Annotated in this window: 15 protein-coding genes and 1 pseudogene; 12 read left to right on the forward strand and 4 right to left on the reverse strand. The window is 40.1% G+C overall.

The annotated features are described in order from the left end of the window. Positions 1-328: 328 nt before the first annotated feature. The 11 genes and pseudogenes from BUQ89_RS14400 to BUQ89_RS08170 form a co-directional block, all read left to right on the forward strand. Positions 329-694: pseudogene (locus BUQ89_RS14400) on the forward strand (shikimate kinase); the annotation flags it as partial. Between the two features lie 102 nt (positions 695-796). Then, on the forward strand, positions 797-1894 hold the full coding sequence (gene aroB, locus BUQ89_RS08120; RefSeq protein ID WP_281250623.1) for a 3-dehydroquinate synthase: 1098 nt from the start codon (positions 797-799) through the stop codon (positions 1892-1894). Further along, the gene (locus BUQ89_RS08125) at positions 1891-3012 is read left to right on the forward strand and encodes a deoxyguanosinetriphosphate triphosphohydrolase (RefSeq protein ID WP_028461192.1); all 1122 of its coding nucleotides are present in this window, start codon (positions 1891-1893) and stop codon (positions 3010-3012) included. The genes aroB and BUQ89_RS08125 overlap by 4 nt, the downstream gene beginning before the upstream one ends. 273 nt (positions 3013-3285) lie before the next feature. After that, complete coding sequence (locus tag BUQ89_RS08130; RefSeq protein ID WP_074202567.1) at positions 3286-3567, forward strand: helix-turn-helix domain-containing protein; 282 nt, start codon at positions 3286-3288, stop codon at positions 3565-3567. A 20-nt stretch (positions 3568-3587) separates the two neighbouring features. Then, entirely contained in the window at positions 3588-4415 is an 828-nt protein-coding gene (locus BUQ89_RS08135) for an IS3 family transposase (protein ID WP_074202568.1), read from the forward strand. Between the two features lie 629 nt (positions 4416-5044). Beyond that, on the forward strand, positions 5045-6106 hold the full coding sequence (gene hemE, locus BUQ89_RS08140) for a uroporphyrinogen decarboxylase (protein ID WP_028462112.1): 1062 nt from the start codon (positions 5045-5047) through the stop codon (positions 6104-6106). Between the two features lie 51 nt (positions 6107-6157). Continuing rightward, positions 6158-6841 carry a response regulator transcription factor gene (locus BUQ89_RS08145; protein WP_028462113.1) on the forward strand — a complete coding sequence of 228 codons (684 nt, stop codon included), beginning with the start codon at positions 6158-6160 and terminating at the stop codon, positions 6839-6841. Beyond that, positions 6828-8102: a sensor histidine kinase gene (locus BUQ89_RS08150; RefSeq protein ID WP_028462114.1), complete on the forward strand. Its 1275-nt coding sequence runs from the start codon at positions 6828-6830 to the stop codon at positions 8100-8102. The genes BUQ89_RS08145 and BUQ89_RS08150 overlap by 14 nt, the downstream gene beginning before the upstream one ends. Before the next feature lie 470 nt (positions 8103-8572). Continuing rightward, entirely contained in the window at positions 8573-11152 is a 2580-nt protein-coding gene (locus BUQ89_RS08160; protein WP_028462116.1) for a YbcC family protein, read from the forward strand. Then, positions 11149-13032: a proton-conducting transporter transmembrane domain-containing protein gene (locus BUQ89_RS08165; protein WP_036573613.1), complete on the forward strand. Its 1884-nt coding sequence runs from the start codon at positions 11149-11151 to the stop codon at positions 13030-13032. Before BUQ89_RS08160 ends, BUQ89_RS08165 begins: the two co-directional genes overlap by 4 nt. Before the next feature lie 51 nt (positions 13033-13083). Next, entirely contained in the window at positions 13084-14682 is a 1599-nt protein-coding gene (locus tag BUQ89_RS08170; RefSeq protein ID WP_028462118.1) for a SulP family inorganic anion transporter, read from the forward strand. A 582-nt stretch (positions 14683-15264) separates the two neighbouring features. On the opposite strand, the gene nudB is transcribed toward BUQ89_RS08170, so the two are convergent. The 4 genes from nudB to wecB all read right to left on the reverse strand — a co-directional run bounded on the left by nudB (position 15265) and on the right by wecB (position 20148). Continuing rightward, positions 15265-15720, reverse strand: coding sequence for a dihydroneopterin triphosphate diphosphatase (gene nudB, locus BUQ89_RS08175; RefSeq protein ID WP_036573616.1), 456 nt, complete (start codon positions 15718-15720; stop codon positions 15265-15267). Between the two features lie 718 nt (positions 15721-16438). After that, on the reverse strand, positions 16439-18220 hold the full coding sequence (aspS, locus tag BUQ89_RS08180) for an aspartate--tRNA ligase (RefSeq protein WP_028462120.1): 1782 nt from the start codon (positions 18218-18220) through the stop codon (positions 16439-16441). Positions 18221-18543: 323 nt separating this feature from the next. Next, the gene (locus BUQ89_RS08185; RefSeq protein ID WP_028462121.1) at positions 18544-18867 is read right to left on the reverse strand and encodes an FmdB family zinc ribbon protein; all 324 of its coding nucleotides are present in this window, start codon (positions 18865-18867) and stop codon (positions 18544-18546) included. A gap of 168 nt (positions 18868-19035) precedes the next feature. Then, complete coding sequence (gene wecB, locus BUQ89_RS08190) at positions 19036-20148, reverse strand: non-hydrolyzing UDP-N-acetylglucosamine 2-epimerase (protein WP_028462122.1); 1113 nt, start codon at positions 20146-20148, stop codon at positions 19036-19038. A gap of 515 nt (positions 20149-20663) precedes the next feature. On the opposite strand from wecB, the gene BUQ89_RS08195 reads away from it, so the two are divergent. Continuing rightward, complete coding sequence (locus tag BUQ89_RS08195; protein ID WP_083399550.1) at positions 20664-23129, forward strand: TonB-dependent siderophore receptor; 2466 nt, start codon at positions 20664-20666, stop codon at positions 23127-23129. Positions 23130-23389 lie beyond the last annotated feature (260 nt).

Below are 23389 nucleotides of genomic sequence, written 5' to 3' on the forward strand. Positions count from 1 at the left end.
CTGGTGCAAAAGTAAGTAGGATTAACTTAAATCCAGAGGTTTTTGATATGGTTGGATACAAAAGAATGTGGCGTTAATAATGACCTGTTGAATCAATAGAATGATAATTAATTATTCGTAATTTTAAGGGCATAGCAAAAATAATCAAACCATTGTCTTTTGTATCTGCGCGTGAAACAGTATTTCCGCTACAATTGCGTACATGAAACTGACCAAGACGACAATGACCAAGGCCTATCGCGCCGCGAAAATGAAAAGCGGTAATATTTTTCTGGTGGGTATGATGGGAGCGGGAAAAACAACGATTGGTAGATCTCTAGCCAATTATATGGGGAAACGATTTATCGACTCGGATTATGAAATTCAGGAACGCACTGGTGTCAAAATACCGGTGATTTTTGAGATTGAAGGAGAAGCGGGGTTTCGAAAACGTGAAACTGAAGTATTACGGGAGCTTGTGAGGCAGGATAACATTATCTTGGCGACTGGTGGTGGAGCGGTGCTGAGCTGGGAAAACCGTGAATTATTGAAACGTTACGGTACTGTAATTTATTTGCGAGCATCTGTTATCGACTTACATCGGCGCACCCGCCACGATAAAAATAGACCATTGCTTCAGGGTCGTAATTTGCGCAGTAAATTAACCGAGCTTTATGAACAACGGGATTCGCTTTATCGTGAAACGGCTCACTTAACGATTGATAGTGGTAAACAGGGTGTGCGTAATTTAGTACAAAAATTAATGCATAAGCTGGTTACTTTTAATTCTTCTAAATGCAATAGCAATAAAAATACGATGCAGACTATTACAGTAGACCTTGCTTCATCTTCAGAGCAACGTAGCTATCCAATTTATATCGGTAGTGGTATTTTAGAGCGGGCAGAATTAATCCTGCCTCATTTGCCACAGAAACGTGTTGCTATCGTGAGTAATACTACCGTAGCGCCACTGTATATGGAAAAATTGCGTATAGCGCTGGAAAATCATGGTGTAACTTGCGTGCCGATTATTCTGCCTGATGGTGAGGAATACAAGGATTGGGAAACCTTAAATAAGATTTTTGATGCTTTATTAAAACATCATTGTGAGCGGAATACTACAATTCTAGCATTAGGCGGGGGTGTTGTCGGTGATCTAACAGGGTTTGCAGCAGCAACCTACTTACGCGGCGTTCCATTTATTCAAATTCCCACCACATTATTAGCACAGGTGGATTCATCTGTTGGAGGTAAAACCGGAATTAATCATCCGCTTGGTAAAAATATGATCGGTGCGTTTTATCAGCCCCGCATGGTCATGGCTGACAGCGTAACATTGAATACTTTGTCTGACAGGGAATTGCGAGCAGGTATTGCTGAAATTATCAAGTATGGCTTAATTCGAGATCCTGTCTTTTTTGACTGGCTTGAACAAAATATGATGCGCTTACTTGCACGTGATCCCGCTATTTTGAACGAAGCGATTCGTCGTAGCTGTGAAAATAAGGCTCAAATTGTTGCCACAGATGAAAGGGAAAGCGGGGTGCGTGCGCTGCTGAATCTCGGACACACTTTTGGTCATGCGATTGAAAATGGTATGGGTTATGGTGTTTGGTTACATGGAGAAGCAGTGGCAGCAGGAATAGTATTGGCGGCTGAGTTATCACGACGTATGAAACTCATAAGTGAAACGGATGTTGTGCGTATACGCAAGATTTTTTCTCAGGCAGGGCTTCCGATACACGCGCCAAAACTCACGCCTGAAAATTATCTACAGCTCATGACTCTGGACAAAAAGGTTGATGCAGGTAGAACTCGCTTTATTTTGCTAAACCGTATTGGTGAAGCGGTTATGCGTGCTGATGTTCCACGGGCAGTATTATTTGAGACATTATCGGATTGTGCCACGGCATGAATAACTTAGCACCTTACGCAGTTTCATCAAGTAATACGCGTGGTCGGCGCATTGCTGAGACACCACCTATCGGACGGAGTGAATTTCAGCGCGATCGTGATCGGATTATTCATTCTACCGCATTCCGCCGTCTTGAATACAAAACTCAGGTTTTTGTCAATCATGAGGGAGATTTGTTTCGTACACGTTTGACGCATAGCCTGGAAGTTGCACAAATTGGTCGCTCTATTGCCAGAAATCTGTACCTGAATGAAGACTTAGTAGAAGCGATCACGTTAGCTCATGATCTAGGACATACGCCATTTGGTCATGCTGGTCAGGATGCATTAAATGACTGCATGAAAAATTATGGTGGTTTCGAGCATAATCTACAGTCTTTACGCGTGGTGGATGTACTGGAGGATCGTTATGCTGCCTTTGACGGTTTAAATCTTTGTTTTGAAACTCGCGAAGGCATACTCAAGCATGCGGCCAAAAAAACCGCCCGTAAAATGGGTGAGGTCGGTGAGCGTTTTGTACTCAATCAGAGGCCATCTCTGGAGGCACAATTAGCTAATCTTGCAGATGAAATTGCTTATAATAATCATGATGTTGATGATGGTATTCGTTCCGGTTTGATTACGCAGACACAGCTGGAAGAAGTGACTATCTTTTCTCGCCATTTGGAGCGGGTAAAAAAACAATATCCTGTCCTTTCAGGACGGCGTCTGACACATGAAACTGTGCGTAGTATGATTAATACACTGGTTATCGATTTAACCAGGCAGAGTATGGATAATATAAAAAATGCCGAGGTGGATAGCCTTTCCGCGGTACATTTGGCACCGCATTTGATTGGTTTCAGTGATAAGGTAAAAAAGGAACAGCAGGAATTAAAGAGATTTCTGCGTGATAATCTTTATCAGCATTACCGTGTGGTGCGTATGGGTAATAAAGCGCGCCACACGATAGAAAAGTTATTTGATATCTTTACTGCTAATATCCAGCTTCTTCCTCCGAAATATCAAGTGAAATTTCATCTGGACGAGCACCAGGCAATAGCTGATTATATCGCTGGTATGACTGATCGTTATGCGATCAAGGAATATCAACGATTATTTACTATCGAAGAAAACTGAGTTGAGAAATGTTCTTTGTTTTCAGAGTATAAAATATGAATTATGTTGGTCTCGAATTTAAAGAAAGTGTGCTAAGCAGTGTAATGCTAAATGATTTATCAAATAGCGCGTAAAACTTCGTCCTTCAGGGCGGAGATATAAGCGCACAGGCGAAGCCTGTTTAATGCGGTCTTTGCTGTTGTTCAATATATTGCTTAATAATCGAGTGAAGTGGTACCGCAAAACTGGACAAGTTGTTAAGCTCTGATATGAGATAAATAGAGAGACATAATCATGAGCAAGAAACGCATGCAATATTCAACAGAATTCAAAGCCAAAATAGCCTTGGCAGCAATACGTGGAGAAGAAACGGTACCACAACTAGCCGCTCGTTATCATATCCATCCCACGCAGATTAATAGCTGGAAACGTCATTTGATTGAAAAAGCCAGTGATTTGTTTGGTAAGAATGGTGACGCCAATAATAAGAGTGGTCATAGTGCCGACGATTTACATCGCGTGACTGGGCAATTGACGGTGGAACGCGATTTTTTAGCCAGAAAGCTCGATCATTAAGTGTTGCTGAGCGCAAAACAATGATCGAGCACCACGAGAAACTAAGTCAATCGCGTCAATGCCATTTACTGGGTGTTGCACGCTCGTCGTATTATTATCAGCCACAACCCACAGATGGGAGTGAGTTAATCTTGTTGCGTCAAATGGATGAGCAGTATTTGAAAACACCACAGTATGGTTCACGCAGTTATGCCACGTGGTTCAGGCGCCAGAGGAGGATGATAGGCCGCAAGAAAGCCACTTCAATGATGAAGATACTGGGCATTATTAGCACAGCACCAAAGCCCAAAACCAGTATTCCGGCCAAGCAGCACAAGAAGTATCCTTATCTGCTCAAAGGTAGGACCATTAGTCGTCCCAACCAAGTTTGGGCGACCGATATCACTTACGTGCCGATGGAAAAAGGTTTTGGCTATCTTGTTGCTATTATGGACTGGCATTCGCGTAAAGTATTGAGCTGGCGCATATCCAACACACTGGACGCTGATTTCTGTGTCCAGGCTTTGGAAGCTGCCATTCAGGATCATGGCTGTCCGAGAATCATGAATAGTGATCAGGGTGTGCAGTTTACCAGTGAGACATTTACATCAATGCTAAAAACCAATGGTATACAGATCAGCATGGATGGCAAGGGCTGCTACTATGACAATATTTTTGTTGAACGACTATGGCGTACAGTCAAATACGAACATTTATATACTCGGGAATTTAACAATCTAAAGGAGGTAAGAAAAAGTTTAAATATTTGGTTCAATTGGTACAATCAGGAACGTTTTCATCAAAGTCTTGATGATCTAACACCAGATGAAGTTTACTATCAGAAGTATGCAATTCCTCAAGCTGCCTGAGCTTGATTAACCAGCCATGTTAGAGCTTAATTTATCTTCAGGTTGTCTAGTTAATGGGGGCCACTTCAATCAATAGCCAAAAACTTCTGGTGAGAGCTTTTGCAAAAGTCTCAGAGAATTTATATTATAGAGAATCAAAGAAGATTTTTTAGATACAAGCCATTAGAATTATGATGGTTATCCTGGATAAAAAGGTTCTAGAGGTTCTAGAGGTTCTAGAGGTTCTAGAGGTTCTAGAGGTTCTAGAGGTTCTAGAGGTTCTAGAGGTTCTAGATATAGCTGGCTACAAAAGTACTGTCACGCAGGATCTATTTGTACTTTGTTTGCGAGTCTTGTAAGTGATTTTCATGAGAATTGCTCTGCCTTTGATAGGAAATATACTTGCCGGAAACTGTTTTTAAACATTCAAAATTAGACCTTTAATGTAGATTATTAATTATTAACGAGATATTCAAAAAAATTAATTTAAAACGGTTCCATATGTTATAGGTAATGTACGTAAAGGCTAATCACTGATAAGATTGGCGGTTGAGGATAAGTTAACAGAGAAAAGCGGGGTAAGTTTATATCTGCTGTAATGTTTAAAAAAAATCTTTTCCAGAAAATTCTATGAGTTGATAGGCTTTTTAATGACTAAACCAAAAAACGATACCTTATTACGTGCATTATTGAGACAACCTGTTGAGTACACACCTGTTTGGCTGATGCGCCAAGCCGGACGTTACCTATCTGAATATAATGAAACCCGCGCCCGTGCCGGTAACTTTCTTGCGTTATGCAAAAATCCTAATTTTGCAACTGAAGTGACGATGCAACCCTTAGCAAGATTCCCACTGGATGCAGCGATATTATTTTCGGATATCCTGACCATTCCTGATGCGATGGGATTAGGATTGTATTTTGCCGAAGGTGAAGGACCAATGTTCGAGCGGCCTTTGCGTGAAGAATTGGAGATCCGTTCATTGGCAGTACCCGATCCTGATACACATTTGCGTTATGTGATGGATGCTGTTTCACAAATTCGTAGGACGCTAGATAACCAGGTTCCATTAATTGGTTTTTCAGGCAGTCCTTTTACACTTGCTTGTTACATGGTGGAAGGTCGTGGTGGTACTGATTTTCGTATAATTAAAACGATGCTATACCAGCGGCCTGAGTTGCTGCATCATATTCTTGAAATCAATGCTCAAGCAGTTACTACCTATCTCAACGCACAGATTGAAGCAGGCGCGCAGGCAGTCATGATTTTTGATACCTGGGGCGGAGCACTTTCACATGCTGCTTACCAGGAATTTTCATTGCATTATATAAAGCAGATTGTGGCAGGGTTAAAGCGAGAGCAGGATGGTGCACGTATTCCTAGTGTCGTTTTTACTAAGGGTGGCGGATTATGGTTAGAGAGTATTGCCAATAGTGGTTATGATGCAGTTGGACTTGATTGGACTATCGATATTGGTGAAGCACGTCGTCGCGTGGGTGATAAAGTTGCTTTGCAAGGTAATCTTGATCCTTCGATATTATTTGCAGAACCTACTATCATTGCTGCAGAAGTTGAGAAAATTTTGGTTAGTTTTGGTCATGGTAATGGTCATGTTTTTAATCTTGGACATGGTATTTCGCAATTTACACCACCTGAAAACGCCGCAGCTTTGGTTGAAGCAGTCCATACATTGAGTCGTAAGTTTCATTAACAACTAGTTTTATCTTTTATTTTTGTGGTTTTGTTGCGGTAGGGTGGTTGCGTGCACATTCTGATTATTGAAGATGATTTGGCTATTGCTGCTAATCTGTATGATTTTTTGGAATCACGAGGCCATAGCGCTGATGCCGCAGCTAATGGTATAGCAGGACTTCACCTTGCGGTTACACAACGTTTTGATGGTATTCTGCTTGATCTAGGGTTGCCGGGGATGAACGGTATTAATTTGTGTCGAAAGCTTCGACAGGAATCGCAGATTGATACACCAATACTCATGCTGACTGCGCGTGATACACTGGAAGATAAGCTGGCAGGCTTTGAGCATGGTGCGGATGATTATCTAGTCAAGCCATTTGCACTGAAAGAAGTTGAAGCACGTCTTTTTGCTATGCATAAACGTTATAGCGGAAGAGTTGCCAATCGTAGACTAGAAGTTGATAGTTTATCATTTGATCCAAAAACGCTATCAATTCGCTTTGCTGATAAAGATGTCAAGCTGCCACCAAAATGCATTCGCCTGCTTGCGTTGATGATGAGTGAACCTGGTCGAGTTTTCAGTCGGAAGGAATTAGAATTGGAAGCTTGGGAAGGTATACAGGAAACCAGTGATACATTACGCAGTCATATGCATGTTTTACGACGTGCGTTAGTGCGAGCGGGTGGCTACGATCCGATTGAAACCGTCCATGGCCTTGGCTATTGTTTAGCTTCTCGTGTTCAAGCTTAAGATTGAACGCGGCCTTCGTTTACGTGTTGCGCTAACACTGGCAACATTCTGTATTTTTATTGTTGGAGCGTTGGGTATTAGTCTTTATTTTGCTTCTGATAATTTTGAGGCAGCACATATTGAGCAAGTTATCAGAATAGAGATGGATCATCTTGTTCAGCGCTACCGGAAACATTCCGATTTTATTCCGCAAATTGGTTCTCACCTCAGAAGTTATGTTATCCGTAATATAGATGAAGAGCTTCGCCTTCCTGCTTACCTGCGAGGGCTTAATGCGCGATATCATAGGATTTATCATGACGCTGAGGATATCCATGTCCTGGTACGGTCTGTTGATGATGTAAAATTTTTTGTTGCTTATCGGATTGCGCTTCATAATCAGCGGTTAAATGAGCTGAGATTTCTGATTCTATTTTCTCTGTTTTCGGTAGTTGCCATTGCGTTCACGGTGGGTTATCTGCTAGCCGGATTACTGGTTAAGCAAGTCACGGATCTTGCCGAACGAGTAAAATTGCTTGCGCCTGGTGATATAAAGGGAAAAGCTTTGACGCGTCCCGAGATGGACGAGGAAGTAGCGCATCTGGCACGCGCGCTAGATGATTATCAGAGTCGTATCAAGCGATTACTTCAGAGAGAACAGGAATTCACAGCTAATGTCAGTCACGAGCTACGTACACCGATCACCACTATTCTAACAAGCTGTGAGTTATTGCTCGTCGAACGTGATTTGCCGGATAAGGTGCATTATCGCGTTAACATGATTGAAGCGGCAGCAACGCGAATGGGTGAACAGTTACAGGCTTTATTATTTTTAGCGCGTGAGCAGGCGTTAGGTACTCTTGAATCCGTTGCGTTAACCGAATGTATCTATGACGCAGCCGATCCTCTTTGTATCGAGATTTATCGAAAAAAACTTGTTTTTGAAGTTACTATTGCACCAGAAGTTGTTCTTGTATTAAACCGACAAGCTTTATATACCGTCCTTGTGAATCTATTGCGTAATGCTGTGCAATATACAGAAAATGGCTTCGTTCGAGTAGAGTCCCAAGGGTCGCGCTTATCAATTTCTGATTCGGGTATTGGTATTGAACCCGCATTTCTGCCACTACTTTATGAACGATTCTTCCGTGGATCGGCATTGGGAGAAGGTCTGGGTATTGGGCTGGTTATCGTCAAACGTATTTGTGAATACTATGGCTGGATAATTGAAGTTGAAAGCGTACCAGGACATGGCTCTACCTTCCACATTACATTCCCCTGATTTTTTATTTCCATTCTCATTGTGTTGTAGTCTTCACGAATTTTTCACAATCGCTGTGATAGGATTTACTTGACTTTAATGTAATTCTTATCACTTATATCGGGAGGGTTATCATTTATGAACAACACAATGGCAGCTAGTGATCCAGTAAGAATTCCCCACTTAACCCTAAAGTTGCCAACACCTGCCCGTAAACATTGATGATGTTTATGCCCATGATATTTGCTTCTTACCTCTTTCACTATCTTCAGAAAGTAATCGTTTGTCGCTGTATAGGCCATCGAATTTAGACTAAAACCAGCAGATTTCTTGAACGGATTGGTAGTGAAGTAGAAGAAGGCATTGCAGCGGTTGAACCAGTTCAGGATAAAAGTTGCTAATACGAAGAATCAATAATGTACTCAAGCAATTTCGAACAGTAACTTATTCTATCCTTAGAAATATTGTTTGTATTAAGAGGGTTATATTTAATGAAAACAGAAAATTTATCTTTTGACGAACATCAGGTGCTTCATGACCTGAATCATTACTTGCCTATGCAAGCACCGTTAAAGAATTTTATTCACCACAATACCTTGCATTCATTTCAAAATGATATGAAATTCTTTGATGCTTTGCGGACTGCAAAGAAAATGTGGGGTTATTTTACAACATTAGAATTGGATGAATATCGGGACTTATATCGATCCAAGCGTATCCGCAAAGATATCCTGGAAAGGGCAATTGTGGAAAGGAAAGGTGCGGAGTCTATTGATGAATGGATGCAGAAGTTATTAAATGAGAAATATGATACTTCTGTTTCAGCTAGAGTCGGTGAGCTTAGAAAAAACTGGAAGAAATACTATTCGATTGATCTAGATCAAATGGTACATGCGTTTCTTTTCAGGATACTCTGTCATTATCTTGATCAAGGAATATCAGTCTGGCCTTTTCCTGTTGGAAATAAGGACTTCCTTTCTTGTATTAAAGAAATGGAAGAGAAAAGTTTTACAAGCTTTTTTAAAACAAAAAGAGCCCGTAATCTCCTTATTAGTGGAAATTGTAAAATTGAGGATCTGCTAAAAATTGTGGTAGGCGATGAAACACTTTACAAACAATATCTATTTGACCAGCAATTTGCACATCCAGGCTGGTCGGGTATGGTGTCTTCTGTTCAGCTGGACCCAGACTCTCTTTTAAACAAGAAAAAAATATCGATACATGATCTGGTTGTTCTAGAGCTCTTGATGGAAATCGATGCACTGGATTCACATTTTGGAGAGAGCTGGCAACCGCTTGGTACTGTCTTGGAAAATAGACCTGTCAATCTTTTTTCGGAAGTGCCACAGACAGAATTCGATGAAGTTCTTGAGATTCTGCATGAAGCCTTTGAATGGTCATATTATGACCAGGTGTTGGTTGGAATCGCATTGCAGGATAAAAGTTGGGAAAAGAAAGTAGCCAATAAATCATTTCAAACATTTTTTTGTATCGATGATCGACTGACTTCATTTCGTCGCTATCTTGAGCAGAACGATCCAAATTGTGAAACGTTCACAACTGCAGGCTTTTTTAATGTTGAATTATATTATAAGCCTGAGCATGGGAACTTTGCTACAAAATGTTGTCCTGCGCCGGTGTTTCCTAAGTATTTAGTTAAAGAAGTAGGCAGTCAGCTCAAAATGAAAAAGGATGTGGTTTTTCATAAACATTCGCATTCTCTTTTCCAAGGTTGGTTAATCTCCCAAACCGTTGGTTTTTTCACAGCAATTAAGCTGGCTTTTGATATTTTCAGACCTACAGCGATGCCTGCTATGGCCTCATCTTTTTTGCACGTAGATAGCAATGCAAAGCTGACTGTTGAGAATCAGGATCCTTCCGATATAGAAGATGGCCTGCAGGTAGGATTTACTATCAAAGAAATGACTCAGCGAGTGCAAGGTGTCCTGACAAGTACGGGATTGACGGGTAGCGGTAAAGGCGCTTCTTTTGCACCTATTGTATATATGATTGGACATGGTGCTAGTAGCGTTAATAATACACATTATACAGCCTATGATTGCGGTGCTTGTGGTGGTAGACCGGGCTCAGTCAATGCAAGATCATTCTGTACTATGGCGAATCATCCGGAAGTCAGAGCAGCATTGGCTAAGAATGGAATTAAAATTCCGGACGAAACGCAGTTTCTCCCAGGTCTTCATGATACGACGCGTGATGACGTTTATTTTTATGATGAGCATATTCTTACTCCTGAGAATGCAGCTAACCATAAAAAAAATATTCCTGTTTTTATTGAATCGCTCGATATGCATGCAAAAGAAAGATCGAGAAGATTGGTATCAATCAACACCAAAGCGAGTGCTAAAGAAATTCATAATGAGGTACGCAGGAGATCTGTTTCTCTGTTTGAACCACGTCCTGAACTTAATCATGCTACAAATGCGGTCAGTATTATTGGAAGACGGAGCTTAACTGAGAAATTATTTTTAGATCGACGGGCATCTACCAGCTCCTATGATTATAGAACTGATCCGGATGGGAAGTATTTAGGAGTTTCCATGGGGCCTATTGGACCGGTTATGGGCGGAATCGATCTCGAATATTTTTTCTCGCGAACAGATAATCATAGAATGGGCGCAGGAACGAAATTACCTTATAACGTTATGGGACTCAATGGAGTTGCCAATGGTAGTGATGGTGATCTGAGAACAGGTCTGCCGTATCAGATGATTGAGGTACATGATCCTGTTCGTCTTTTAGTAATCGTTGAACATTATCCGAAGGTGCTTTTAAGGGTGCTCAAAGAGGCTGCGGCAAATTTCTCATTTTATGAGAATGAATGGGTTGTTTTAGTTGCTGTTCATCCGGAAACAGGGGATCTTCATTTGTACAAAGGAAATGGAAATTTCATAATCTATAACCCATTATTGAAAGAGCTTGAAACCATATCGGATCTTGACAAGCTCATGGAGTCTGCAAAGAAAGCGAAACATACCTATGTAGTCGAAGCAACGGAAGAAAACCTGCCTGTGTACTTGATTGATACTGATAATGATAAGGCTAAAAAATGAATCCATTACTCGTAGCTATATTTGAGTCTCTAATACTTATCCCATTAATCGGCTTTGTTCTTAGTTTATTAATACCTAAAATAGAAGAAGGCGTGATCTCGTGGATTGCTTATTTAACAGTTGGCCTACACATGATTGTTACCTGGTTATTCTTGGTGCTTTGGGTGATTGAAGGTCAACCGGTTCTGGAATTAATCGAATATACGCTTTATGATACAGCGAATTATGTATTCAATATTGCTTTCTATTTCGATATTGTCACGGCCATTTTTCTTTTCCTGGGTAGTTTCTTATCATTTCTAGTAACGGTTTATTCTAGATGGTATTTACACCGCGAAAGTGGCTATAAGCGTTTTTTCAACACAATACTTTTTTTCTATATCGGTTATAACCTTGTAATTCTTTCAGGAAACTTTGAGACGCTCTTTATTGGTTGGGAAATTTTTGGAATTTGTTCGTTTTTGTTGATTGGATACTATAGAGATAGATTCTTACCTGTGAAAAACGCGTTAAAAATTTTCACAGTATTTCGCATTGCGGATATGGGTTTGATTGTTACTATCTGGTTAAGTCATCATTTATGGCATGAGAATATTACTTTTTCGAAACTATCTGATAGTGATCTGATAGTTTCGCACCTTGAAAACCATACTACAGTCGGTCTGATTATATCGCTGATGTTGGTGTTGACTGCCGCTGTTAAATCGGCACAGATTCCATTCACATCCTGGGTGCCACGCGCAATGGAGGGACCCACGCCTTCCAGTGCGATTTTTTATGGCTCACTTGCTGTTCATTTGGGTGCCTTTCTTTTACTGAGAACCTATCCATTCTGGGAACATCAGGTCGAAATAGTTGCATTACTAGTTGTCATAGGATTAACGACAAGTATTATTGCCACGTTAATATCACGCGTTCAATCATCAATTAAAACACAAATTGCTTACTCATCAGCAGCCCAGATTGGTCTGATTTTTATTGAAATTGCACTTGGCTTTCATACGCTTGCCTTTGTTCATATTATAGGAAATGCTTTCTTACGGACTTATCAGCTCTTAGTGTCACCTTCGGTCGTTACCTATCTAATACGCGATCAGTTCTTTAATTTTGTTCCGATCGAATATTCTGATAAAGATTCAGCCTTTAAACGGATTAAATACTCAATTTATTTATTGAGTATCAAAGAGTTCAATTTGGATTCTTTCATATATATTATTTTGTGGAATCCTATGAAGTGGATCGGTAGAAAGCTGAATTTTGTATCAGAAGGCATTGCTGGCAATTTTGTGACTATTAGTTATATCGTAGGCGTGCTGTGGTTATTAATTGCTAAAGATCTAATACCGAACGCGGTATATGACTATTTCCCTGCAATTTTCGCATTTATTGGGCTACTGCTATTACTCAGATCATTCACTGAAAGAAAAAGCGCGAAGCTTAGTTGGGCGCTTGTCGTTGTCAACCATTTGTGGATCGCTCTAGCGATATCATTTTATCCCGAGGTAGATGTCATCGAGGTTGTTATCTATCTAAGCGGCGTGATATTTACAGGTATTATGGGATATGCCTGTTTGGATAGGCTCACAGCATTGGAACAGAGAATTGACTGGAATGATTACCAGGGGCATGTTTATGAGCATCCTTTCTTGGCATTAGTTTTCCTGATTGCGTGTCTGGGCTTAATGGGGTTCCCCATTACACCAACCTTCTTAGGAGTTGATCTGATGTTTACACATATTCATACAGATCAAGTTGATTTAGCAATTATTCTCGCAATTGATTTCATATTAATTGGCCTCTCGTTGGTGCGGATGTACTCACGTATTTTCCTTGGGCCTCATGTGAAAGATTACCATTCTATTCCGTATAAAAGTTCTTGATGAAGTACGCGTTTTGTAAACTTTCTTAACCTAAAGGAGATACATAGAATTATGAGTAATTCTACGCAAGAAGAAATACCTAAAGATGGTTTAATCGGGCTTAAGGAAAATTTTAAATACGATGCAGTAGCAGGCTTCCTTGTTTTCTTGTTGGCATTGCCATTGAGCCTTGGTATTGCTAAAGCAGGAGAGTTTCCACCAGCAATGGGGGTACTCAGTGCGATGATTGGTGGTTTGTTTACTACATTTTTTGCGGGCTCTCAGCTTACAATCAAGGGTCCTGCTGCTGGTTTGATTACGATTTGTGCCGGTTGCGTCATCGAGCTGGGTGGTGGCATGGAGGGGTGGCGACTTGCATTAGGCGTAATGGTAGTCGCTGGGGCACTTCAAGTTGTTCTGGGCTTGTTAAAAGCAGGTTCTTTGAGTGATTTTTTCCCGCACTCAGCTGTCCACGGTATGCTTGCGGCCATCGGGGTGATTATCATATCCAAGCAGTTCCATATTATGTTGGGAATTGATCCCGCTGATCTGACCGGAATGAATCCTGTTGCATTATATGTTGAAGTTCCCAATTCTATTGTGAATGCAAATGGAGTGATTGCGGCGATTGGTCTTGCTTGCCTGGCTGTTATGTTTATCTGGCCGCAAATAAAGGGGCTTCTTGCAAAGATCCCTGCACCCATGGTTGTATTATTAATAGCTATTCCTGCTGCAATTTTTTTAGATTTTAAGGGAACACAACCTGGACATATTTTAGTCGCTGTTGGTGATTTCTGGGAAATGGTTGGTTTTAATCCTGATTTCTCTGCCATCAGTACATTTGTATTCTGGAAATACGTGTTCATGTTTCTCATTGTTGGTAGTTTAGAGTCATTACTGACAGTTAAGGCGATAGATAACCTTGATCCTTGGAAACGACAGTCAAATTATAATAAGGATCTGATTGGATTGGGTGCAGGGAATACACTGGCTGCTGTATTAGGTGGATCGCCAACAATATCAGAGGTGGCGCGTAGCTCAGCAAACGTTGATTTTGGTGCACGTACACGCTGGGCTAATTTCTTTCATGGCTTTTTCCTTTTCATAGCCATGCTGTTGATGATTCCCGTAATCGAACTAATCCCTAATGCTGCTCTGGCTGCTTTACTGGTTTATGTGGGTTATCGCCTTGCTGCGCCACATGTGTTTTTTAAGACCTATAAGATTGGTAGTGAGCAACTAACAATTTTCCTGGTAACAATTGCGGCAACAGTGGCAACTGATTTACTCATCGGTATTGCTTCAGGTATCTTGACGAAGTTTATTTTTCATATTGTAAACGGCGCCGCATTGAGTAATCTTTTCAAAGCACGTTACGAACTGAATGAAAGCGAAGGAAAATATCACCTGGCCTTTCATGATGCGGTTATATTTTCTAATCTGATCGGATTTAAGAAAGCGTTCAAACAGATTCAGCCTGGGAAAACAGCAGTGTTAGATTTTAGTCAGGCTCATCTTGTTGACCATACTTTCATGGAGTTTCTGAATCATTTTGAATCTGAATATACCAATGCGGGCGGAACGGTTGAGGTGAAAGGATTTGAACGATTCCAACCTTTCTCAAGCCATCCATTATCAGGGAGGAAAGCGCCGAAAGTGAGAAAGACATAATAGTATAAATCGGGCGATGTAAAAGGAGATGCCACAATATCCGGCATCTCCTTTTTTATTTTTAAATTACAACTGATGGATAATGGAGCTGGATGCGTCTGCTGCATCTAAATCCAAATATAGAGACCTTTGAAAAACTCTAATAGTCGAGAACTTCTGGCGAGAGCTTTTGCAAAGGTCTCATACCATCTACCGTGCAAAAGTCTCTTCTTGTTGAAGCGCGGGGAAAAATTCACCGAGGCAATATTGGACTAGCAGATTCATCACGGTGTAAGAACCTTCCTTCTTAAATCTTGAGAAATGGGGAGTATGATGAAGAGGGAAAGAATGATTCTGAATTAATAAAACGAGGCCTTTGCAAAACCCCTACAGTTGAAAAGTTAATCTTTTATAATCAATAGTCAAAAACTTATGGTGAGGGCTTTTGCAAAGGTCTCAAAATATCTTTATATGATTCAGAATGACCGCCGAGAAAATATAACCAAAAAATGAGTGACAACAACGGGTTATTATTATATCAGATTTGGATTATTTTATTATTCTACACGATTTATGAGATAGAATAATATTGGTGATGTCGAATTAGTAATGATGAATCTTTTGCTTTTCCTGATTAGCTAATTGTCGTATAGCTTGTGCATTACTCTCTGAAAAAACTTTTTTTTCTGCTTCTTGCCAAGGTAACCAGGTAAACCCAAGATGTTCTCGTGTTGCAATGCTGACTGGAATGGGTTTGGGTAAAAGCAGGCTAAATACATGTTCGGTATTATGCGTTACTGTCGGCGCATAGCGCCAACGCCATTCTTGAAAAATTTCATATTGATTTTGGATATGCCAATCAGTGAGGTGATAATCAATAGCATTCAGACCTGTTTCTTCGCTGATTTCTCGTATGGCTGTTTGTAATAGTGTTTCACCCTGATTTTGACTACCTGTGATCGATTGCCAGTAACCAGGATGATCAGCGCGTTCTAATAATAATATTTGTAAGTCGAGAGTATGGATTATTACCAGAATCGAAACAGGTTCTTTATACATTTTTATTATAAAAGTATTAATCTAATCCGGATAGTCTTGTCACATGATAGCTGGCTGGAGAATGAGAGCATCTGGTCTGGACGATGGTAGGGGATAGCGCGATATTTTTAAGACTTTTTGTAAAAATATTGCGGCTATTATTGAAGGTGTAAAAAAGTATCTTGGACTTGATGGCATAACTTATAGAGATCTTTTTCATAAGTACATTTTTTGTATTTTTTTCTGAGGAAACGAAACGCTCTCACTTGCTGCTTTTCGTCCATTTATCAATAAGGATCTTGAGCGGCATAACACGCATGCCGAGAATAGATGTATTCTAGTATTAGGTTTTTTCGTATACGATCTTCTAATTCTGGCTGCCATTTTTAGATAAAATTTTAACGTAATAGGCATCGATCAGGGCTGTTAGCAGATGTCTCCATATTTTCTTGCTACATTGCAGGTAGGAGTCTCGCAGGATATTTTTCTGCCACCTAAATTGAGTGAAAAACCCCGCAGCGATGAATGAGTATATAGTAGCATATCTTATCTGGCTAAAATGCTATCTAGAAAATAGGTATAAAAGCATATTTTTTGATAGAAAAGTGGTTTCAGAATACCTGTTATGATATTTTTTGATTAAACTCGGTGGTTGTAATTCACGCTATTTGAAAGGAATATTCTGAAATATTTTTTGGAGCCTTATCCTGATGCTATAGAAAGGACTCAATGGTTAAATTCAGGCTGCGGTATTTTTATTTTTTCCTAAGCGGATACTAAGTTCGTCAAGTTGTTGTTTATTAACCGTACCTGGTGCATGTGTTAATAAACATTGAGCACGCTGTGTCTTTGGAAAAGCAATAACATCGCGGATAGACTCAGCACCTGTCATCATCGTTAGAATACGATCTAAGCCAAATGCAATGCCGCCATGCGGTGGTGCGCCGTATTGTAGTGCTTCTAATAAGAAACTAAATTTCTCCTGTGCTTCTGTGTTCGAAATATTCAATGCCTGGAATACTTTAGATTGAATATCCTTGCGATGAATACGTACTGAGCCCCCACCGATTTCTGAGCCATTGAGTACCATATCATATGCTTTAGACAATGCTTTATCTGGCTCGCTTTCTAACATATTTTCATGACCATCGGCAGGAGATGTAAATGGATGGTGTAATGCTCGCCAGCGGTTTTCTTCTTCATCTCTCTCAAACATTGGGAAATCGACTACCCAAAGCGGCTTCCAACCTGATTCAGCATAGCCGTGTTCATGTCCAATTTTGACACGTAAAGCACCTAATGCTTCATTAACAATTTTTGCCTTGTCTGCACCAAAAAATATCAAGTCGCCATCTTGCGCATCTGTTCGTGTAAGAATAGTATCTACCGCATCTTCGGATAAAAACTTCAAGATAGGGGATTGCAATCCTTCCAAGCCTTTTGCCAAGGTGTTTACTTTGATATAAGCCAAGCCTTTTGCACCATAAATAGCTACAAAATTAGTGTAATCATCTATCTCCTTACGAGACAATTTTCCACCTTGAGGAATACGTAACGCCGCAATTCGCCCATCCGGCTTTTCTGCAGCTTCACGAAATACTTTGAAGGATACTTCCTTCATAACGTCAGTTAATTCTATTAATTTTAATGGTATGCGTAAATCAGGTTTGTCTGAGCCGTAGTCTGCAATAGCTTCAGCATATGTGAGACGTGGAAATGGACTGGGCAAATCAACACTGACAACAGACGTAAATAAACTGCGAATCATTTTTTCCATCAGCCTCATGATTTCATCTTGGCTGAGAAAGGAAGTTTCAATATCAATCTGGGTGAATTCGGGCTGACGGTCAGCACGCAAATCTTCATCACGGAAACACCGTGTTATCTGATAATAACGATCAAATCCCGATACCATTAAAAGTTGCTTGAATAATTGGGGTGATTGAGGAAGAGCAAAAAAATGACCGATATTGACACGTGAAGGTACGAGATAATCTCGCGCGCCTTCCGGCGTGGATTTGGTGAGCATGGGCGTTTCAATATCGATAAAACCATTCTGGTCTAGAAATACACGTACAGCCATTGAAACTTTATGGCGTAGACGTAGATTCGCTTGCATAGCCGGACGACGTAAATCAAGATAGCGATACTCCAATCGAATAGCTTCGCTTATGTTGTCATCATCCATTAGAAATGGTGGTGTAAGTGATGTGTTCAGTACTTCGATAGTCGTTACCAAAACCTCTACTTCGCCACTGAATAGAGTTAAATTGATTGTGCCTTCTGGGCGTCGCCTGACTATGCCCGTTATTTTTAATACGAATTCATTACGAATTTTCTCTGCGCATTGAAAGGCATCTATATTGTCAGGATCACAGATTGTTTGTACTAAGCCTTCACGATCACGTAAATCAATAAAAATTACGCCCCCATGGTCCCGACGACGATGCACCCAGCCATAGAGAGTAATTGTTTCATTTAGATATCGTGTATTAATGGCACCACAGTAATTTGTACGCATAATCTGTTAATTAAAAGTCTAGAATCGAAAGTTGAGTGATCAGTTTCGTTAAAAAATTATTTTTTAAGTGAAATCGCTGTAATTATTTGTTGATAGTAGATACAAAAATCCGATTATGAATGTAAAGATAAACATTAACATGATTGTCATTAAATGACTTCCTGTGGAATATGCGCTTAATCAGAAAAGATACTGATCATTAATGAGCAGTACCATTAGCCTACACAGGCGATTTTAGCACCCCTATAATGATGTTCATAAAACTAGCTTAAAACCTCAATCAAGTGATGATATTTCATGTCGCGCGATTCCTGTAAGTAAAATTAGTCAGCAGAAGATGTTGTGTTAGCAGCACTAGCGCCGCTACTGCTACTTGTGCTCGTCGTACCCGCAGCACTTGCTGTAGTAGCTTCATTCTTTACTTCGGTTCCTGTATTCCTCTTCGTTTCTGGTTTTGATGTTTTATTATTCTTAAAATCAGTAACGTACCAACCACTTCCTTTTAATTGAAAACCTGCTGCTGAAATCAGTTTAACGTAATGGTTACTGCCACAAGCAGGACAAATTGTAATAGGTGCATCATTCATTTTTTGCAAATGTTCTTTCTCAGAACCACATGAATTGCAAAGATATTCGTAAATAGGCACTATAACTCCCCTAACAATTCAAAAATGAGAAAACGGATTATACCTTAATCATTCGTCTTTACTGTTAGCTCATTAATTTATAAACCGCGCGGCTCGCAGATGCTGAGCTGGTCGTTCAAAAAATAAAGAATGACTAATTAATTTCACGCTACCTTTTTATAGCTAATATTAAAGAAGTTCTTTTGCCAAAATTGCAACAATTCGCTCGGCCGCCTTTCCATCCCAGAGATGTGGTCGGCAACAGCGCTTACCCTTGTTCTGTAGAATTTTGCGTACTTCGGTAATAATTCGTTCAGGATTGGTACCTGCGAGTACATTGGAGCCTTGTTCTACTGTAATTGGGCGCTCGGTATTTTCACGAATAGTAATACAGGGGACTCCCAAGGCGGTTGTTTCTTCCTGTAAGCCGCCGCTGTCAGTTAGTACTACGGCAGCATCTTTCCATAAATTCAGAAAGGCCATATAGGCTTGTGGCCCAATCAAGGTAATATTAGGTCCAAGATCAACATTAAATTTATCAAGATTGCTGCGTGTGCGAGGATGCACCGGGAAGATCAACGGTAATTCATTTGCAATTTCCATTAAAGCACTCCCAATTTGATGCATCATTTTGGAATTATCTACATTACTCGGTCGGTGCAGTGTAATAACACCATATTGTTTGCCTTGAGCTGCCTGCGCTGTTTTGAACTGACTGGTTTCAAAATCAGTCGTATCAATACGTGCTAATTTATCAGCTTGAAATAGTAGGTTATCTACCATGACGTGTCCAACATGATGAATTGCAGAATCTAATTTACCCTCGCGACGCAGGTGTGCTGTAGCACTCGGTTCAGTGGTGAAAAACCAATCTGAGATACTATCAGTTACTAAGCGATTAATTTCTTCTGGCATAGTCATGTCACCACTTCGTAGACCAGCCTCAACATGAGCGACCGGAATACTCAATTTCTTGGCTACAATAGAGCATGCTAATGTTGAGTTAACATCACCGACAACTAATACGGCATCAGGCCTTTCAGTTTGACAGCATTCTTCAAAAGCAATCATGATCTTAGCTGTTTGTTGTGAATGTGTGCCACTTCCTGTTGCCATAAAAGTGTCTGGTTGAGGAATCCCCAGTTCCTCAAAAAATACCTCATTCATTTCTCGATCATAATGTTGGCCCGTATGAATAATTTTATATGTCAGATTATTATTCGTCTTGAGAGCGCGCACAATAGGCGCAATTTTCATAAAATTTGGCCGTGCACCCGCTACGATATAGATTTTTTTTTTCATTGGTTACTTGATTGTCTGATTGAAATTCAAGTTTTTGTTAATGATACTGTTATAGTTATAAAGTTTATCCAGTTTGTTAACTCATCAGTAGTGTCATCCCGATTTAATTTTATAATTGAGCTGATTTGAAATAGATAAATTTTCTCTTTTATCACTCAGTTTTTCGTATGTCAGTATATGATTCTTGAGCCAATTGCATAAAAATTTCTTGTGGTCTCACTTGCAATCTATTAAAAGTAGAATATAATTACGAATCATTCTCATTAGCGACGTTGATGCTGACTCAACCATGGACAATACAGATATGATTAGAGTAAGTACACTCAATCCACATCATTTTAGTGCACGAGATCAAAATAAACCCATTTGATTGGATTAAGTAGGTGTGAATATGGAAAATTCATCGAGGAAATGAAATATGCTGAGCGTTTTTATGTGCCAATGGCATTTCTAAGTGGCTTGGCTATTGTGCGCAAGTAATTTTTATATCAAATCTGTTTTGCTGGGAATCATCAATGCGCACTTTCAGTATTGTATTTGTTACTATTTTAAACCATATATACGCGCCGAATTTGGGTCAATGTTGTGATAAGAAAGCACCTTTTAAGAATATTTTGTATGTATACGTAGCCCTGATTTTCTTGGGAATAGCTGTTTCTGCCTCACCTAATAAATCTTTTGCGGAATCAAATAATGGCATTGCTACCGTTAAACAGGCAGTGAGAATTCCTGCCGGTTCATTGATAGATGCGTTGAACCAATTTTCGGAGCAGGTTGGGGTTAAGCTTTATTTTAATTCTGCAGAGATACAAGGTATAACGACATCAGGGCTATCGGGTGACTTTGATATTCAGACCGGACTAAATCAGTTGCTTGCTGGCAGTAATTTACAGGCGGTGCCACAAACAAATGGATATGCAATTACTCAATTGCCGGCAGCATCATCCGAAGCGAGGGATACTGTCACGACACTGCCTTCGATCCGAGTGGCTGCAAGTAGTATTAGTCGTTATCAGGCCGTCAGTAGTATTACTGCGACTAAAACGAATACATTGTTGCGCGATGTTCCGCAATCTATCTCTGTTATCACTAATGAATTAATTAAGGATCAATCAATCCAGAGCTTGGGTGATGCCGTGCGTTACGTACCAGGAGTCGGAGTATCGCAAGGTGAGGGTAATCGCGACGCACTTGTATTTCGTGGTAATCGTTCAACGGGTGATTTCTTTATTGACGGAATACGCGATGATGTTCAGTTTTTTCGTGATCTTTATAATATTGATCGAATTGAAGTACTGAAAGGTGCTAATGGAATGATTTTTGGTCGTGGTGGTTCAGGAGGTGTCGTTAATCGAGTAACTAAAGAAGCCAGCTGGAATCCCATTCGTGAATTTTCTTTTCAAGGTGGTTCGTTCAATAAGAAACGAATGACTGCTGATGTTGGTCAAGGCGTTCATGACATGGTTGCTTTTCGTTTGAATGCGATGTACGAGGATTCGGAAAGTTTTCGTGAGGGAGTTGATATACGGCGCCGTGGTATTTCACCGACAATAACAATCAAACCTGCTAATCGAACAAAAATTGTTCTGAATATGGAACGATTTCATGATGATCGTACGGCTGATCGAGGTATTCCTTCGTTCCAAGGAGGTCCTGTCAAGGTTTCACGATCACGGTTCTTTGGTGATCCTAATCGTAGCAATGCTGATGTCGAAGTGCTGTCATTCAATTCATTTATTGAGCATAAATTTGATATTGGACTCATACTGCATAATCGAACAAATTATGCGGATTATGATAAATTTTATGGCAATGTGTTTGCGAATTCGCCTGTCTTTTCTGGGTTAGTATCACTGGGTGCTTATGATGATACAACGGATCGTAAGAACGTATTTAACCAAACAAATTTACTCTATTCGCTTGATACCGGACCGATCAGTCATACATTGTTAGCAGGGATTGAAGTGGGTCGCCAAGTAACGAATAGCAGACGTCGCACTGGTTTTTTTAATAACAATCTAAGAGAGAATAATCTGTTTGTCCCATTGAGTGACCCCATCACCAAGGCACCTATTACATTTATAACCAGAGATCAGGATGCGGATAATCACAGTGTTGTGGATATCACCTCATTTTATTTTCAAGATCAGATTGAGTTGCTGCCACAGCTTCAAGCGATCGTTGGTGTACGTTATGATTTGTTTGAGGTCGATTTTAAGAAGAGGAATGGTGATAGTACCAGTTTAAAAACTAACGATGGGTTACTCGCACCTCGATTTGGGATTATTTATAAGCCAATTGAGCCTGTTTCGATTTATGCGAGCTTTAGTCAAGCGTTTGTGCCTCGAGCAGGTGAGCAACTGACTTCTATTCAAGTAACCCGGGCAACCCTCAAGCCAGAAAAATTTACTACATTGGAAGCGGGTTTCAAATGGGATATTCGTTCTGATTTAGCTTTGACGGGTGCTGCATATCGATTGGATCGGAGTAATGTGATTACTGTGGATCCTAATGATCCTTCTTTGACCTTTTTGACGAAAGGTCAGCGTACCCAGGGCGTTGAAGTCAGTCTAAGTGGTCAGCTGACACCAGAATGGAGCGTAATGGGTGGATATGCCTTTCAAGATGGTGAAATTCTGAATACAGAATCTAATGCGGCTAGAAAAGGCGCTACTGTTGCAGAACTGCCTCGTAATACGTTCTCAATATGGAGTCGATATGATTTTACACCTAGGCTGGGTGCTGCACTAGGTATTATTAATCGTAGTGATATGTTTGCTTCAACCGATAATACAGTTAGGGTGCAAGGTTTTACACGGGTAGATGCTGCCTTTTTTGCACAGCTTAGCAAACAGGTACGAGCCCAGATAAATATAGAAAACCTCTTTGATACTAAATATATTGCTTCGGTTCATAACAATAATAATTTATCACCAGGGTCGCCCATAGCAGTGCGTGCTTCATTGATTGCTAACTTCTAGCCGCTATTTGGCTCGAAAAGAAAGAATAAGAATATGCCTAAGACTCACCTGTTTAACTGGTGCATGTAACGGGAACCTTATGAAAATAGTTTGAAATCAGCAAATCATAGTATCTTTCTTGTATTGAAGAAAGTTTCTATCTTCAATGATATTGAATGAATTTTTTAGAATCTGGGCCTGTCGGGAAATAGTTTTTTGGATAAATGAAAATTTGCAGCATGCTGATTATTGAATAGTTTATTTTTACGGAATCACTATTT

Origin of the sequence: Nitrosomonas cryotolerans ATCC 49181 (assembly GCF_900143275.1) — a bacterium.
GTDB classification, from domain to species: domain Bacteria; phylum Pseudomonadota; class Gammaproteobacteria; order Burkholderiales; family Nitrosomonadaceae; genus Nitrosomonas; species Nitrosomonas cryotolerans.

Excerpts from the sequence above, each read along its gene's own strand:
- aroB (WP_281250623.1), top strand. The coding sequence starts at position 797 with ATGCAGACTATTACAGTAGACCTTGCTTCATCTTCAGAGCAACGTAGC.
- BUQ89_RS08125 (WP_028461192.1), top strand. The coding sequence starts at position 1,891 with ATGAATAACTTAGCACCTTACGCAGTTTCATCAAGTAATACGCGTGGT.
- BUQ89_RS08130 (WP_074202567.1), top strand. The coding sequence starts at position 3,286 with ATGAGCAAGAAACGCATGCAATATTCAACAGAATTCAAAGCCAAAATA.
- BUQ89_RS08135 (WP_074202568.1), top strand. The coding sequence starts at position 3,588 with ATGATCGAGCACCACGAGAAACTAAGTCAATCGCGTCAATGCCATTTA.
- hemE (WP_028462112.1), top strand. The coding sequence starts at position 5,045 with ATGACTAAACCAAAAAACGATACCTTATTACGTGCATTATTGAGACAA.
- BUQ89_RS08160 (WP_028462116.1), top strand. The coding sequence starts at position 8,573 with ATGAAAACAGAAAATTTATCTTTTGACGAACATCAGGTGCTTCATGAC.
- BUQ89_RS08165 (WP_036573613.1), top strand. The coding sequence starts at position 11,149 with ATGAATCCATTACTCGTAGCTATATTTGAGTCTCTAATACTTATCCCA.
- BUQ89_RS08170 (WP_028462118.1), top strand. The coding sequence starts at position 13,084 with ATGAGTAATTCTACGCAAGAAGAAATACCTAAAGATGGTTTAATCGGG.
- nudB (WP_036573616.1), bottom strand. The coding sequence starts at position 15,720 with ATGTATAAAGAACCTGTTTCGATTCTGGTAATAATCCATACTCTCGAC.
- aspS (WP_028462120.1), bottom strand. The coding sequence starts at position 18,220 with ATGCGTACAAATTACTGTGGTGCCATTAATACACGATATCTAAATGAA.
- wecB (WP_028462122.1), bottom strand. The coding sequence starts at position 20,148 with ATGAAAAAAAAAATCTATATCGTAGCGGGTGCACGGCCAAATTTTATG.
- BUQ89_RS08195 (WP_083399550.1), top strand. The coding sequence starts at position 20,664 with ATGCGCACTTTCAGTATTGTATTTGTTACTATTTTAAACCATATATAC.